This is a genomic window from Streptomyces sp. NPDC058872 (genome assembly GCF_042743065.1).
In the GTDB taxonomy this organism is placed as follows: Bacteria; Actinomycetota; Actinomycetes; order Streptomycetales; family Streptomycetaceae; genus Streptomyces.
On sequence record NZ_JBHYMK010000033.1, the window covers coordinates 9,426 to 23,799 of the forward strand.

The following is a 14,374-nucleotide window of genomic DNA, read 5'->3' on the forward strand; positions in this document are numbered from 1 at the left end:
GGTCTGGTTTGGGGGCCCCACCTCACCCGGCGGGGGGCGGGGGGGGGGGCCCCCCGCGGCCCCCGCTGCGGAACGGCCGTCGTCAGGCGTCGACCTTCTCCATGACCTCGTCGCTGACGTCGAAGTTGGCGAAGACGTTCTGCACGTCGTCGCTGTCCTCCAGGGCGTCGATCAGCTTGAACATCTTGCGCGCCCCCTCCTCGTCCAGCTCGACCTGCATGGTCGGGACGAAGCTGGACTCGGCCGAGTCGTAGTCGATGCCGGCCTCCTGCAGCGCGGTGCGGACCGCGACCAGGTCGGTGGCCTCGCTGATGACCTCGAAGTTCTCGCCGAGGTCATTGACCTCTTCGGCGCCCGCGTCGAGGACGGCATCGAGGACGTCGTCCTCGGACAGCTCGCCCTTGGGCAGCACCACGACGCCCTTGCGGTTGAAGAGGTACGAGACCGAGCCCGGGTCGGCCATGGAACCGCCGTTGCGGGTCATGGCGACGCGCACGTCGGAGGCGGCGCGGTTGCGGTTGTCGGTGAGGCACTCGATGAGCACCGCGACGCCGTTCGGGCCGTAACCCTCGTACATGATCGTGGCGTAGTCGACGCCGCCGGCCTCGAGACCGCCGCCCCGCTTGACGGCGGAGTCGATGTTCTTGTTCGGGACCGAGCTCTTCTTCGCCTTCTGGATGGCGTCGTAGAGCGTCGGGTTGCCGTCCGGATCGGCACCGCCGGTGCGGGCCGCGACCTCGATGTTCTTGATCAGCTTCGCGAAGAGCTTGCCGCGCTTGGCGTCGATCACGGCCTTCTTGTGCTTCGTCGTAGCCCATTTAGAGTGGCCGGACATCTGCCTGTCTCCTTCGCGTAACCCACTTCTTGAACGAACCCCAGAGATCCTACCGGGATCACGTCACCGTTCCGCGCGCACCATGTCCACGAAGAGCTCGTGGATCCGGTGATCGCCGGTGAGTTCGGGGTGGAAGGAGGTCGCGAGCACCCGGCCCTGCCGGACGGCCACGATGTGTCCGTCGTGCTCGGCGAGGACCTCGACCTGGGCTCCGACGGACTCGACCCACGGGGCACGGATGAAGACGCCCTCGACCGGGGTCTCGATCCCCGTGACGGCCACGCCCGCCTCGAAGGACTCGTTCTGTCGCCCGAAGGCGTTGCGGCGGACGATCATGTCGATGCCGCCGAAGGTCTCCTGGCCCGAGCGCGGGTCGAGGATCTTGTCGGCGAGCATGATCAGGCCGGCGCAGGTGCCGTAGACCGGCATGCCGGCGGCGATGCGCTCGCGCAGCGGCTCCATGAGGCCGAAGAGGACGGCCAGCTTGGAGATGGTGGTGGACTCACCACCGGGAACGACCAGGCCGTCGACCTCTGCGAGCTCCTCGGGGCGCCTCACCGGCCTGGCCACGGCGTCGGCCGCGGCCAGGGCGATCAGGTGCTCCCGTACGTCGCCCTGGAGGGCCAGGACCCCAATGACGGGAGAGGGGTTCATCGGTGCTTACCAGCCCCGGTTGGCGTAGCGCTCGGACTCGGGGAGGGTGTCGCAGTTGATGCCGACCATGGCCTCGCCGAGGTTGCGGGAGGCGTCCGCGATGACCTTCGGGTCGTCGTAGAAGGTGGTGGCCTTCACGATGGCGGCGGCGCGCTTGGCCGGGTCGCCCGACTTGAAGATGCCGGAGCCGACGAAGACGCCCTCGGCACCGAGCTGACGCATCAGCGCGGCGTCGGCCGGGGTGGCGACACCACCGGCGGAGAACAGCACGACCGGCAGCTTGCCGAGCTCGGCGACCTCCTTGACGAGCTCGTACGGGGCGCGCAGCTCCTTGGCGGCGGCGAACAGCTCGTTGTTGTCGAAGCCGCGCAGCTTGGCGATCTCGTTCTTGATCTGGCGCAGGTGGCGGACGGCCTCGACCACGTTGCCGGTGCCGGCCTCGCCCTTGGAGCGGATCATGGCCGCACCCTCGGCGATGCGGCGCAGGGCCTCGCCCAGGTTGGTGGCACCGCAGACGAAGGGGGTCGTGAAGGCCCACTTGTCGGAGTGGTTGACCTCGTCGGCCGGGGTGAGGACCTCGGACTCGTCGATGTAGTCGACACCGAGGGACTGCAGGACCTGGGCCTCGACGAAGTGGCCGATGCGGGACTTGGCCATCACCGGGATGGAGACCGCGCCGATGATCTCCTCGATCATGTTCGGGTCGGACATGCGGGCGACGCCGCCGTCCTTGCGGATGTCCGCGGGGACCCGCTCCAGGGCCATGACGGCCACGGCGCCGGCGTCCTCGGCGATCTTCGCCTGCTCGGCGTTGACCACGTCCATGATCACGCCGCCCTTGAGCTGCTCGGCCATGCCGCGCTTGACGCGCGCGGTGCCGGTCTCGGGGGACTGGAAGGGGGTGGAAGGCGTGGTGGACACGGATACCTCACTCGTGACAACGGTGGTTGACGACAAGGACGAGGAAACAGGCCACCTCGGGTCCACATCAAGGGCCAATGTGGACCCGGTGGATCGTTTTCGTAGGTTACGGGGGGTCAGGTCGGTCGATCGGCAAGGGCCACCGGCGGCTCGTCGTCCATTTCGAAGGCCAGCGGGAAGGGCGCGTGGCCGGCGAGCCGGAACCAACGGACCTTGCGGTGCCGGCGCAGCGCGCGGGCGGCCCGCACCGCGTCGTTGTGGAACCGGCGGGCCATCGGCACCCGGCGGACGGCCGCCGCCAGCTCGCCCGCGGCCTCCTCGCCGCCGGGCGCCTGCCGTACGAGCTCCACTTGCTCGGGCTCGCCGAAGACGGCCCGCAAGGCCTGGCTCAGCTCGCTCTCGGCGACTTCCCGGTGCTCCTCCGTCGCCTGGCGGGCGGCGTGCGCGGCCTCGTAGAGCACGATGGAGGCGGCCGGATCGAGGACGCCCGAGGTGGCGAGTTCCTGGGTGACCGAGGCCCGGCGCAGGAGCTGTGCGTCCAGGGCCGCGCGGGCGGCGTCGATGCGCGCGTGCAGTCGGTCGAGCCGTCCGGCGGTCCAACTGAGGTAGACGCCGACGAGGATCAGCGCGACGACGGTCCAGATCAGGGTTTCGGTCACGGGCGCACAGGCTACCGGGGCGGCGGCAGCACGCCTTCCCAAAGGTCGCGGTCATGGGCGAACAGGACACGGACGGGCCGCCCGTCGGCGAGTTCCCCGAGCCGGTCGAGCCAAGGGTGGCGAGGAGTGCCGAACTCATGGGCGAAGTCGTGGGCCTGACCGGCGAGGACCGTGATCCGGTCGCCGTGGTCGAGGACGAGCGACTGGTGGCCGGCCGTGTGGCCGGGGGTCGGCACGACCAGCAGACCGGGCGCGATCCGGTGTTCGCCGTCGAGCTCCTGGTACCGGACGCCCGACAGCAGCGCGTCGATGGTGTGCCCGCCGGCGCGGGCGAGGGCGAGTTCGGTGCGCTGGACGAGGACGGGGGTGGTGGGGAAGCGCTGGTTGCCGCCGATGTGGTCGAAGTGGAGGTGGCAATTGACGACGAGGTCGACGTCGCCCGGTCCCAGGGGCAGGGGGCGCCGGACCGGCCGGTAGTGCGCATCGGTCTCCGGAGACCCGGTCCCGATCCCGGTGTCGAAGACCAGGCGCACACCGGCGTGGTGCACCAGGTGGCCGAGGACCGGCTCCACCCGGTCGCCCGGTCCTCCCCACTCCTCTGCGGGGCGCACGAGGTGACCGAGGTCGAGACGGGTGATCGCATCCATGGCGGCAGTCTGCCCCGGGGCGCCCCGTCCATCCGTCCGGTGCGCAAGAACGTCCTTCCCGGGGCCGGGGACCGCCGGGGACCGGGGCCCGGGCCCCTGGGCCCGGCGAAGGCCTCCCCGGTCCTCGGCGCCCTCCAGGGCGGAGGGCGGCGTCGCCGGGGCGGAGGGCGGCGTCGCCGGGGCGTGCTAGAGGCCCAGTCGTGCCCGCAGCCCGCCCGCCCGTTCGTCCGTGTCGACCGCCGCCGCCCCGTCGGTCACCGTTTCGTACACGGCGAGGACGTCCGCACCGACCGTGGACCAGTCGAAGCGCCGCACGTGGGCCGAGCCCCGGGCGCTGAGCTCCGCGCGGCGCGGTGCGTCCCCCAGGAGCGCGATCGCCGCGTCCGCGAGCGCGTCCGCGTCCTCGTTGGCGAAGAGCTCGCCCGCCGTTCCCTGGTCGAGGACCTGGGCGAAGGCGTCCAGGTCGGCGGCGAGGACCGGCGCACCGGCCGACAGCGCCTCGACCAGGATGATCCCGAAGCTCTCGCCCCCGGTGTTGGGGGCCACGTACACGTCGACGCTCCGCAGCAGGCGCGCCTTGTCCTCGTCGCTGACCATGCCGAGGAACTCCACTCGGGAGCGCATCTCGCGCGGCAGGGAGGCCACCGCCTCCTCCTCGTCCCCGCGCCCGGCGACCAGGAGCCGCGCACCGGGCCGCGCGGTGAGGATCTTCGGCAGGGCCCGCATGAGGACGGGCAGGCCCTTGCGCGGTTCGTCGATCCGGCCGATGAAGCCGAGGGTCTCGCCCTGCCACTCCTTCTTCGGTTCGGCACGGGCGAAGAAGTCCACGTCGACGCCGTTGGGGATGACGACCGCGTCACCGCCGAGGTGCTCGACCAGGGTGCGGCGCGCGTACTCGCTCACGGCGATGCGGGCGCTGATCTTCTCCAGGGCCGGCTGGAGGATCGGGTACGCGGCGATCATGGCCCGCGAACGCGGGTTCGAGGTGTGGAAGGTGGCCACGATCGGCCCCTGCGCCGCCCAGCAGGTGAGCAGCCCCAGCGAGGGCGAGGTCGGCTCGTGGATGTGGACCACGTCGAAGGTTCCCTCGTGCAGCCAGCGGCGGACCCGTGCGGCGGAGAGGAACCCGAAGTTGAGGCGGGCCACCGAGCCGTTGTAGGGCACGGGGACGGCGCGGCCCGCCGAGACGACGTACGGCGGCAGCGGGGTCTCGTCATCGGCGGGGGCGAGGACGGACACCCCGTGCCCGAGGCCGATGAGGTGCTCGGCGAGGTCGCGGATGTGGAACTGGACGCCGCCCGGCACGTCCCAGGAGTACGGGCAGACGATTCCGATCTTCACGAGGGTCGTTCCTCCCCGCGCTCCTCCAGGTCCGAGAGCCACAGCCGCTGCAGCATGTGCCAGTCCTCCGGATGGTCCGCGATGCCGCTGGCGAAGACGTCGGCCAGGGCCTGTGTCATGACGGAGGTCTTCTCGGCCCGCGTGCCCGACTCGGGCACCTCGACGGGGGCGTGGATCCGTCCCTGCATCACCGGCGTGTCGTCGTACCAGAGGGTCACCGGCAGCAGCAGGGCCCCCGTCTGCTGGGCGAGGATCGCCGGACCCGCCGGCATGCGCGCCGTGTCACCGAAGAACGTGACCTCGGTGCCGGAGGCCGAGAGGTCGCGGTCGGCGACCAGGCAGACCAGGCCGCCGGCCCGCAGTCGGCGCGCCAGGGTGCCGACTGCGGATCCTCCGGTGTGCGGCAGGACCTCCATGCCGAGGGACTCGCGGTAGGCGACGAACCGGTCGTACAGGGACTCGGGCTTGAGCCGCTCGGCGACGGTCGTGAACGGCACGCCCAGCGAGCGGGTCACCCACACGCCCGCGAGGTCCCAGTTGGCCAGGTGGGGCAGGGCCAGTATCACGCCCCGCCCGGCGGCCAGGCCCTCTTCCAGGTGGTGGCGGCCCTTGACGTCGATGGACCGCTCGACCCGCTCCTTGCTCCAGGTCGGCAGTCGGAAGGACTCCATCCAGTAGCGCATGTACGAGCGCATGCCGGCCTTCGACAGCTCTGCGAGCCGCTCGGGCGCCGCGTCGGGCACCACGCGTGCGAGGTTGGACTCCAGTAGCAGCACGCTCTTGCCCCGCCGCTTCCACGCCAGGTCGGCGATCCGCCTGCCGAGCCCCGTCGCCACCGGCTCCGGCAGCTTCTTCACGGTCGCCCAGCCCGCCCCGTACAAGCCGTCGCTCAACCGCTCGCCCAGCGTGCTCACGAGGCCGCCCCTCCGCCGCCGGCCGCGGCGGCGTCCGCCTCGGCCGACTCGCGCCGCACCGTGACGACCCGCTGCCCCAGGGTCACCGCGCTGCCGATGGCCACGATCCACAGGGCGATCGGCAGCAGCACCTGGACCCCGGGAACCCCGAAGGCGTGCAACCCGGAGAGGCCGGCGGCGACCAGCGAGATCACCAGGCGTTCGGCTCGCTCGACCAGGCCGTTCACGGCAACGGGCAGGCCAATCGATTCACCACGGGCCTTGGTGTACGAAACGACCTGACCGCTGGCGAGGCAGAAGATCGCGACGGCGCACAGGGCGTTGTCGTCGCCCTTGCCCGCGTACCAGAGGGCGAAGCCTCCGAAGATCGCCCCGTCGGCGACCCGGTCCAGCGTCGAGTCGAGGAAGGCCCCCCACCGGCTGGAGATTCCCGCCTGTCGGGCCATGTTGCCGTCGACGAGGTCGGAGAAGACGAACAGGGTGATGACGATCGTGCCCCAGAAGAATTCCCCGCGGGGGAAGAAGACCAGCGCGCCGGCCATCACCCCCGCCGTGCCGATGAGCGTGACCGCGTCCGGACTCACGCCCCGGCGGAGCAGAAACGCGGCGAACGGTGTGAGGACACGCGTGAAAAAGGCACGCGCGTACTTGTTCAGCATGGCCTTCCCGAGGTTCGGTGGGCCGCGCGGCCCCTACGACCACCGGCCCGCCCATCGTAGTCACGAGCCTCCCGACCTACCGGCGGGTACCCACCCGTCGCGTCGACGTCCCTCCAGGGGGCACCCGCGTGTACGACGTATGGACGCGTCCCGGCGTCGGTGCAAAGCTCGAAGGACCACCGCGGGCACCGCAGGAGCCGTACCGCGACACACCACTCCCCCGCGCCCGCGTCCCGCCGCACCGTGCGAGCAGTCGGGAGGAACACATCATGGGTGACAAGACGAAGACGCCCGCCGGGGCCGCCGGCAGGGCTCCGACGGCCGACCAGCCCTCGGCCGTCAGGAACGTGGTGCTGGTCGGCCACAGCGGAGCGGGCAAGACGACCCTCGTCGAGGCCCTCGCGCAGACCGCCGGAGCGGTGAACCGGGCCGGGCGGGTCGAAGACGGCGGGACCGTCTCCGACTACGACGAGATCGAGCACCGCCAGCAGCGGTCCGTGCAGCTGTCCCTCGTTCCGGTCGGCTGGGACGGTTACAAGATCAACCTCCTCGACACGCCCGGGTACGCAGACTTCGTCGGGGAGCTGCGGGCCGGTCTGCGCGCGGCGGACGCCGCCCTCTTCGTCGTCTCGGCCGCACAGGAGGCCGACGCCGTCGCCGCCTCGACGCGCATGGTCTGGGAGGAGTGCGCCGCCGTCGGCATGCCGCGGGCGATCGTCATCACCCACCTCGACACCGCGCGCACCGACTTCACCGAGCTCACCGCCGTCTGCGCGGAGCTCTTCGGGCGGGACGACCCGGACGCCGTCCTCCCCCTCTACCTTCCGGTGCGCGGCGCCGAAGCCGCCGACGGGCACGCCCCCGCCACCGGCCTGATCGGGCTGCTCTCGGAGCGGGTCCACGACTACTCCACGGGGGTGCGCCGCGAGGAAGCACCCGACGGGGCGCAGCGGGAGGTCATCGCCGAGGCCCGCTCCCGGCTCATCGAGGGGATCATCGCGGAGAGCGAGGACGAGACCCTCATGGACCGTTATCTGGGCGGTGAGGAGATCGACCTGAAGACCCTCGTCGACGACCTGGAGAAGGCCGTGGCCCGGGGCGCCTTCCACCCCGTGCTCGCCGCCGCCCCCGCCGCCGACGGCGGGACGCAGGGGCTCGGCACCCTCGAACTCCTGGAGCTGATCACGGGCGGCTTCCCCTCCCCCCTGGAACACGAGCTCCCCGCCGTCACCACCCCCGACGGACGCTCCCGGCCCCCCCTCGGCTGCGACCCCGAGGGGCCCCTGGTCGCCGAGGTCATCAAGACCGCCGCGGACCCCTATGTGGGCCGGATCTCCCTGGTGCGGGTCTTCTCCGGCACCCTGCGCCCCGACGAAACGGTGCACGTCTCCGGCCACGGTCTCGCCGACCGGAACCACGACGGGCACGAGCTCCACGAGGCGGACGAGCGGATCGGCGGGCTCACCTCCCCCTTCGGCAGACAGCAGCGCCCGCTGGCGGCCTGCATCGCCGGGGACCTCGCCTGCGTCGCGCGGCTCGGACACGCCGAGACCGGGGACACCGTCTCCGCCAAGGACGACCCGCTGCTGATGGAGCCGTGGACGATGCCGGAGCCGTTGCTGCCGCTGGCGGTCCGGGCCCACGGCAAGGCCGACGAGGACCGGCTCTCACAGGGCCTCGCCCGCCTCGTCGCCGAGGACCCGACCCTGCGGCTCGAACAGAACCAGGACACCCGTCAGGTGGTGCTGTGGTGCCTGGGCGAAGCCCACCAGGACGTGGCCCTGGAGCGCCTGCGCGGCCGGTACGGCGTCCAGGTCGACGCCGTGCCGTACGAGGTGGCGCTGCGCGAGACCTTCGGCGGCGCCGCTTCGGGTCGGGGCCGACACGTCAAGCAGTCCGGCGGGCACGGCCAGTACGCCATCTGCGAGATCGACGTGGAGCCGCTGCCACCGGGCAGCGGCATCGAGTTCGTCGACAAGGTGGTCGGCGGGTCCGTACCGCGCCAGTTCGTCCCCTCCGTCGAGAAGGGGGTGCGGGCCCAGGCCGCCCGGGGGATCGCCACCGGTCACCCCCTCGTCGACGTCCGGGTGACGCTGAGGGACGGCAAGGCCCACTCGGTGGACTCCTCCGACGCCGCCTTCCAGACCGCGGGGGCGCTCGCCCTGCGCGAGGCGGCCGCGGAGGTCCCCGTCCACCTCCTGGAACCGGTCGCCCGGGTCGAGGTCCTCGTCCCCGACGAGTACGTCGGTCCGGTCATGAGCGACCTCTCGGGACGGCGCGGCCGGGTCGTCGGCACCGACCAGGCAGGACCGGGACGGACCGTGGTCAGGGCCGAGGTGCCCGAGGTCGAGATCGGGCGGTACGCCATCGATCTGCGCTCGGTCTCGCACGGCACCGGTCGGTTCGACCGCACGTACCTCCGTCATGAACCCATGCCGCCGCACTTGGCGGAGAAGGTTCGCGAACGGGCCGGGAACGGCTCCTAGTTGACGCCTCGACAGGGCTGAACGCCCGCCCGGCACCGATCGGGCGGGCGTCATTCGGCCGCGAATGTCCACAGGCCGTGACGCATCCGTCGACGCCCGGTTACTCTGTGGTGCCCAGCTCAGAAGGTGTGCGGGGCACGGCAGTTGGGAAAAGCCCGCACAGGTACTCGCGCGCGATGGGGGCGGCAGTGGCGATCGACGGATTCGGACCCGGGGCACAGATCCCCCTCCAGGGCTCCGGTGGGGTGACGGGCGCGACCAACGCGCTCGCTTCCGCCGCCTACCGGGACAGCCCTCTGAAAACCATTCAGGACGCCGACAACGACCTCTACAAGACCACGGTCAAGGGCGGCAGATGGGAGAAGCTGTTCCGCCCCGACCTCGGCGAGGCGTTCTCCCGCGCCGTCCAGGTCCGGATGCTCGGCGGCGGGCGCAAGGCCCTCATCCAGTCGTTCGGCGCCGAGCCCCAGCCGGTCGTGGAGCACTGCCTCGCCGCCACCCACATCCGTCGGCAGCGCGACGTCAGACTGACGGTGGTCACCGTGGTCTGCGGCGTGCTCTTCCTCCCGGGCCTGCTGCTCTGGCTCGGCGTCATCCAGTTGCGCCGCGTCGCCGCCGGCTCCGAGAACAGGCGGACCAGTGCCATCGGCACGGCCCTCCTCTGGGCGGCCGGCATCTTCGCAGCACTGGTCCTGCTCAGGCTGCCCTACGACGGACTGCTGCCGAACTACCTGCGCGCCATGATCGTCGCTCCGGTCATCGGCTGGTTCCTCGCGAGCCGGATCTGTCTGAAGGCCGCCGTCGACCTGCGGGAGCGCTGGACCGGCCTGCTCAGCGGCGGCGGCGTCGGCGCACAGATCCCGAAGTCCGTTCCCCAGGACCCGGACGAGAAGTCCGCCGAGGAACTCCGGCTCAACCTGGAGAAGCTGTCCGCGGAGCAGCAGTCCAACATCGTCTTCTACGCGGGCAGCAAGGGCATCCTCGGCCTGGGGACCCGCTGGGGCAGTTGGACGCTCGCCGAGGAGCTGGTGCCCCTGCCCGGCCGGGAGATCCACGACTTCCGCGCCTGGGACGTCGTCCGCAAGATCCACGACCAACTGACCCTCCTGGAGCGCGGCTCGCTCAAGACCGGCTTCCCCAAGCCGACGGTCAAGCACTGGATCGTCGCCGCGGTCGGCGAGGGGGCCGACGAGGTCAGCCGCCCCGAGGGCGACGACATCGTCCACTATCAGGTGAAGCCGCACGAGATACAGCGGATCTGCAACAACCAGCAGTTCGGTGCGGGCAACCGCCACTACCTGGGCGTGCAGTTCACGCTCTGGGACGGGAACCTGGTCCTCACCATGATGGTCACCGTCACCTCCCTCCACCACACGCTCCGGATCGAGGTCACCGGCCACGCGCTCGGCCCCGTGCACGGCCTCTTCACGGCGAAGCCGAAGGGGAAGAGCAAGGAGGTCGCCAAGACGGTCCGCTTCTGGGAGACCAGGGAGATCCAGCAACCGCTGCTCGACACCGACGACATCGTCCGGCTGGCGGTGCGCGCCCCGCTCACCTGGTACCCGCCGGTCCTGGAGTTCCTCGGCGGCAAGATGGTCCTGCCCGAGCCCTTCGGCCTGCGACACGTCTGGGCGGGACCGCTCTGGAAGAACCGCTTCATGGCCGATGACGCCATCCGCATGGCGACCCCCGTGCTCCGTGCCGTCCACACCGCGGCGATCAAGGTGCTCGAGGAGCACAACGTGGACACGGAGCGCTTCACGGGCCGCTCCCTGGTCCTCAGCGGGGGCATCCAGGAGCCCGGCCCCAAGAAGGCCGACGTCTACGACGCGTGACGTCGGCCCCCGGGCGGGGTGGTGGGGTCAGAGGGTGGCCGGCCAGGCGTCGGCCAGCATCTTCCGGGTGTCCGCGAGCAGCTGCGGCAGCACCTTGGTGTGCCCCACCACCGGCATGAAGTTGGTGTCCCCGCCCCAGCGCGGCACCACGTGCTGGTGCAGGTGCGCGGCGATGCCGGCGCCCGCGACGGCACCCTGGTTCATGCCGATGTTGAAGCCGTGGGCGCCGGAGGCCGCCCGCAGCGCGACCATCGCCCGCTTGGTGAAGGCGGCGAGCTCGACCGTCTCGGCCTCGTCCAGGTCGGTGTAGTCGGCGACGTGCCGGTACGGGACCACCATGAGGTGGCCGCCGTTGTAGGGGTAGAGGTTCAGCACCGCGTACACGTGCTGGCCGCGCGCGATCACCAGACCGTCCTCGTCCGACTTCGACGGAATCACGCAGAACGGGCAGCCGTCCTCGGACCCCGGCCCGGTCGGCTTGTTCTCCCCCTGGATGTACGCCATCCGGTGGGGCGTCCACAGGCGCTGGAACGCGTCCCGCGTCCCCACTCCGATCTGCTGCTCCGGCTCAGTCGTCATGTCGTGCAGCATATTGCGTCGCCCGTTCGGAACGTGTCGCCGGGGCGGAAGATCCGTGCAGCGGCCATGCTGATCGGATGAGCGTCAGGCCCCCGAAACCAGCCCGGCAGGAACGCTGGGACCGTCGCATGGAGACCCCGCTCGCCGTGGCCTCCCTCGTCTACCTGGCCGGCTATACGGTCCACGTCCTGGCCCGGCACCGCCTCCCCCAGATCTGGCTCGACCTCTGCCTCGCCCTCACCTTCGCGGCCTGGAGCATCTTCCTGGTGGACTACGTGGTGAGGCTGCGGTTCAGCGGTCTCGGCCCGCTGCGCTTCGTCCGCACCCATCTGCTCGACACGGTGGTCGTGGCCCTGCCCCTGTTGCGGCCGGTACGGATGGTGAGCATCTACGACCGGGTCCAGCGCCGCCGCGACAAGCCCCGGCTCAGCCTGCACGCACGGGTGATGGTCTATGCGAGCCTCACCACGAGCCTGCTGGGCTTCGCGGGCGCGCTCACCGTCTACCGGTACGAGGTGGACGCCCCCGGGGCCAGCATCCTCACCTTCGGGGACTCCCTGTGGTGGACCTGCGCGACGCTGGCGACGGTGGGGTACGGGGACGTGGTCCCGGTGACGCCGATGGGCCGGGTGACGGCGGTGGGCCTGATGGGCTGTGGGCTCGCGCTGCTGGGCGCGGTGACGGGTTCGTTCTCGTCCTGGCTGATCCAGGCGTTCACCCGCGAGGACGAGAAGAAGCCCCCGGGGACTTCCCCGGGGGCTTCCTGAGCGGCTCGGTCCGTCAGACCTGGACGCGGTCCTCGACGGTCTTGGCGAGCTTGGCGATCGCCTCGTCGACGGGGATGCCGTTCTCCTGCGAGCCGTCGCGGTACCGGAAGGAGACGGCGCCGGCAGCCATGTCCTCGTCACCCGCGATGACCATGAACGGCACCTTCTGCTTCTGCGCGTTCCGGATCTTCTTCTGCATCCGGTCCGAGGAGGAGTCGACCTCCACGCGCAGCCCCTGCTTCTTCGCCTTGGCGGCGAACTCCTGCAGGTAGTCGACGTGCGCGTCGCCGATCGGGATGCCGGTCGCCTGGACGGGGGCCAGCCACGGCGGCATGGCACCCGCGTAGTGCTCCAGGAGGACGGCGAAGAAGCGCTCGATGGAACCGAACAGGGCTCGGTGGATCATGACCGGGCGCTGCTTGGTGCCGTCCGGCGCGGTGTACTCCAGGTCGAAGCGCTCGGGCAGGTTGAAGTCGAGCTGGACGGTCGACATCTGCCAGGTGCGGCCGATGGCGTCCCGTGCCTGCACCGAGATCTTCGGGCCGTAGAAGGCGGCGCCGCCGGGGTCGGGGGTCAGGGGGAGGCCCTGCTTCTCGGCGACCTGCTGGAGGACCGCGGTGGCCTCCTCCCAGACCTCGTCCGAGCCGACGAACTTCTCCGGGTCCTTGGTCGACAGCTCCAGGTAGAAGTCGGTCAGGCCGTAGTCACGGAGCAGGTTCAGGACGAAGGTGAGGGTGCGGTCGAGCTCGTCCGCCATCTGCTCGCGGGTGCAGTAGATGTGCGCGTCGTCCTGGGTGAAGCCGCGGGCCCGGGTGAGGCCGTGGACGACGCCGGACTTCTCGTACCGGTACACGGTGCCGAACTCGAACAGGCGCAGCGGAAGCTCGCGGTAGGAGCGTCCTCGCGCGTCGAAGATCAGGTTGTGCATCGGGCAGTTCATGGGCTTGAGGTAGTAGTCCACGCCCTCGTCGAGCTGCATGGGGGGGTACATGCCCTCGGCGTACCAGTCCAAGTGGCCCGACTTCTCGAAGAGCTTGCCCTTGGTGGCGTGCGGCGAGTAGACGAACTCGTAGCCCTCTTCCTCGTGGCGCTTGCGCGAGTAGTCCTCCATGACCCGGCGGATGATGCCGCCCTTGGGGTGGAAGACGGCGAGGCCGGAGCCGATCTCGTCCGGGACGGAGAAGAGGTCGAGCTCGTTGCCCAGCTTGCGGTGGTCCCGCTTCTCGGCCTCGGCGAGGAAGTCGAGGTGCGCCTTCAGCTCGTCCTTCGACGGCCAGGCGGTGCCGTAGATGCGCTGGAGCATCGGGTTCTTCTCGCTGCCGCGCCAGTAGGCGGCGGCGTTGCGCATGAGCTTGAACGCAGGGATGTTGCGGGTGGTCGGCAGATGCGGACCGCGGCAGAGGTCCTTCCAGCACAGCTCGCCGGTCTTGGCGTCGAGGTTGTCGTAGATGGTCAGCTCGCCGCCGCCCACCTCGACGTTCGCGCCGTCCTCAGTGGAGGCGGATCCCTTGATCCCGATGAGCTCCAGCTTGTAGGGCTCGTCCGCGAGCTCCTCGCGGGCGGCCTCGTCGGTCACCACCCGGCGGGCGAAGCGCTGGCCGCGCTTCTGGATCTCCTGCATCTTCTTCTCGATGACCTTGAGGTCCTCGGGGGTGAAGGGCTTCTCGACGTCGAAGTCGTAGTAGAAGCCGTCCCGGACCGGCGGGCCGATGCCCAGCTTGGCCTCGGGGAAGAGCTCCTGCACGGCCTGGGCCATGACGTGCGCGGTCGAGTGGCGGAGGATGTCGAGACCGTCCGGGGAGGAGATCTCGACACCCTCGACGACATCGCCGTCGCGGAGCTCATAGGACAGGTCCTTCAGCTCGCCGCCGATGCGGGCAGCGATGACGGTGCGGTCGCCGGCGAACAGGGCGCCGGCAGTGGTGCCCGCGCTCACCGTCCTCTCCTCTGCTTCCGAGGCGGACTGGACGGTCACACGGACATCAGACACTGGTGCTCCAGACATAGGGGTGCGGGCAGACACGAAGTGCCGGCACCGACGAAGCGCGGCAGAGACGAGGTGCCGCGTCGCCACCGA

Annotated in this window: 13 protein-coding genes; 3 read left to right on the forward strand and 10 right to left on the reverse strand. The window is 70.8% G+C overall.

Annotated features, from left to right (window positions below; all coding sequences use genetic code 11):
• Positions 1-82: 82 nt before the first annotated feature.
• The 8 genes from ACFW22_RS21270 to pgsA all read right to left on the reverse strand — a co-directional run bounded on the left by ACFW22_RS21270 (position 83) and on the right by pgsA (position 6,630).
• The gene (locus ACFW22_RS21270; protein WP_386406874.1) at positions 83-835 is read right to left on the reverse strand and encodes a YebC/PmpR family DNA-binding transcriptional regulator; all 753 of its coding nucleotides are present in this window, start codon (positions 833-835) and stop codon (positions 83-85) included.
• 63 nt (positions 836-898) lie between these two features.
• Positions 899-1,489, reverse strand: a complete 591-nt coding sequence (pdxT, locus tag ACFW22_RS21275; RefSeq protein WP_386406877.1) for a pyridoxal 5'-phosphate synthase glutaminase subunit PdxT — start codon at positions 1,487-1,489, stop codon at positions 899-901.
• Positions 1,490-1,495: 6 nt separating this feature from the next.
• On the reverse strand, positions 1,496-2,410 hold the full coding sequence (gene pdxS / locus ACFW22_RS21280) for a pyridoxal 5'-phosphate synthase lyase subunit PdxS (RefSeq protein ID WP_386406880.1): 915 nt from the start codon (positions 2,408-2,410) through the stop codon (positions 1,496-1,498).
• Between the two features lie 116 nt (positions 2,411-2,526).
• A complete protein-coding gene (locus tag ACFW22_RS21285) occupies positions 2,527-3,069 on the reverse strand; it encodes a hypothetical protein (RefSeq protein ID WP_384883760.1) in 543 nt (180 codons plus the stop codon).
• Between the two features lie 11 nt (positions 3,070-3,080).
• Complete coding sequence (locus ACFW22_RS21290; protein WP_386406884.1) at positions 3,081-3,716, reverse strand: MBL fold metallo-hydrolase; 636 nt, start codon at positions 3,714-3,716, stop codon at positions 3,081-3,083.
• A gap of 186 nt (positions 3,717-3,902) precedes the next feature.
• Entirely contained in the window at positions 3,903-5,057 is a 1,155-nt protein-coding gene (locus ACFW22_RS21295) for a glycosyltransferase family 4 protein (protein WP_386406887.1), read from the reverse strand.
• Positions 5,054-5,962: a phosphatidylinositol mannoside acyltransferase gene (locus ACFW22_RS21300; RefSeq protein WP_386407069.1), complete on the reverse strand. Its 909-nt coding sequence runs from the start codon at positions 5,960-5,962 to the stop codon at positions 5,054-5,056. The genes ACFW22_RS21295 and ACFW22_RS21300 overlap by 4 nt, the downstream gene beginning before the upstream one ends.
• Positions 5,963-5,967: 5 nt before the next feature.
• A complete protein-coding gene (gene pgsA / locus ACFW22_RS21305; RefSeq protein WP_384883753.1) occupies positions 5,968-6,630 on the reverse strand; it encodes a phosphatidylinositol phosphate synthase in 663 nt (220 codons plus the stop codon).
• 269 nt (positions 6,631-6,899) lie between these two features.
• On the opposite strand from pgsA, the gene ACFW22_RS21310 reads away from it, so the two are divergent.
• Both ACFW22_RS21310 and ACFW22_RS21315 read left to right on the forward strand, forming a co-directional pair.
• On the forward strand, positions 6,900-9,116 hold the full coding sequence (locus tag ACFW22_RS21310; protein ID WP_386406891.1) for an elongation factor G-like protein EF-G2: 2,217 nt from the start codon (positions 6,900-6,902) through the stop codon (positions 9,114-9,116).
• A gap of 176 nt (positions 9,117-9,292) precedes the next feature.
• The gene (locus ACFW22_RS21315) at positions 9,293-10,951 is read left to right on the forward strand and encodes a hypothetical protein (RefSeq protein WP_386406894.1); all 1,659 of its coding nucleotides are present in this window, start codon (positions 9,293-9,295) and stop codon (positions 10,949-10,951) included.
• A gap of 27 nt (positions 10,952-10,978) precedes the next feature.
• Here ACFW22_RS21315 and ACFW22_RS21320 read toward each other — a convergent pair whose 3' ends face one another.
• The gene (locus tag ACFW22_RS21320) at positions 10,979-11,542 is read right to left on the reverse strand and encodes an HIT family protein (RefSeq protein ID WP_386406897.1); all 564 of its coding nucleotides are present in this window, start codon (positions 11,540-11,542) and stop codon (positions 10,979-10,981) included.
• A gap of 65 nt (positions 11,543-11,607) precedes the next feature.
• Here ACFW22_RS21320 and ACFW22_RS21325 point away from each other — a divergent pair, with 65 nt between their 5' ends.
• Positions 11,608-12,297 (forward strand): potassium channel family protein, encoded by a 690-nt coding sequence (locus ACFW22_RS21325; RefSeq protein ID WP_386406899.1) that lies wholly within the window; start codon positions 11,608-11,610, stop codon positions 12,295-12,297.
• Positions 12,298-12,310: 13 nt separating this feature from the next.
• On the opposite strand, the gene thrS is transcribed toward ACFW22_RS21325, so the two are convergent.
• Positions 12,311-14,287, reverse strand: a complete 1,977-nt coding sequence (gene thrS, locus ACFW22_RS21330; RefSeq protein WP_386406902.1) for a threonine--tRNA ligase — start codon at positions 14,285-14,287, stop codon at positions 12,311-12,313.
• Between the last annotated feature and the right edge of the window lie 87 nt (positions 14,288-14,374).

What these genes read in the sequence shown, in the direction of transcription:
- ACFW22_RS21320 (WP_386406897.1), bottom strand. Translation starts at nt 11,542, where the DNA reads ATGCTGCACGACATGACGACTGAGCCGGAGCAGCAGATCGGAGTGGGG.
- ACFW22_RS21310 (WP_386406891.1), top strand. Translation starts at nt 6,900, where the DNA reads ATGGGTGACAAGACGAAGACGCCCGCCGGGGCCGCCGGCAGGGCTCCG.
- ACFW22_RS21325 (WP_386406899.1), top strand. Translation starts at nt 11,608, where the DNA reads ATGAGCGTCAGGCCCCCGAAACCAGCCCGGCAGGAACGCTGGGACCGT.
- ACFW22_RS21290 (WP_386406884.1), bottom strand. Translation starts at nt 3,716, where the DNA reads ATGGATGCGATCACCCGTCTCGACCTCGGTCACCTCGTGCGCCCCGCA.
- pdxT (WP_386406877.1), bottom strand. Translation starts at nt 1,489, where the DNA reads ATGAACCCCTCTCCCGTCATTGGGGTCCTGGCCCTCCAGGGCGACGTA.
- ACFW22_RS21270 (WP_386406874.1), bottom strand. Translation starts at nt 835, where the DNA reads ATGTCCGGCCACTCTAAATGGGCTACGACGAAGCACAAGAAGGCCGTG.
- pgsA (WP_384883753.1), bottom strand. Translation starts at nt 6,630, where the DNA reads ATGCTGAACAAGTACGCGCGTGCCTTTTTCACGCGTGTCCTCACACCG.
- ACFW22_RS21315 (WP_386406894.1), top strand. Translation starts at nt 9,293, where the DNA reads ATGGGGGCGGCAGTGGCGATCGACGGATTCGGACCCGGGGCACAGATC.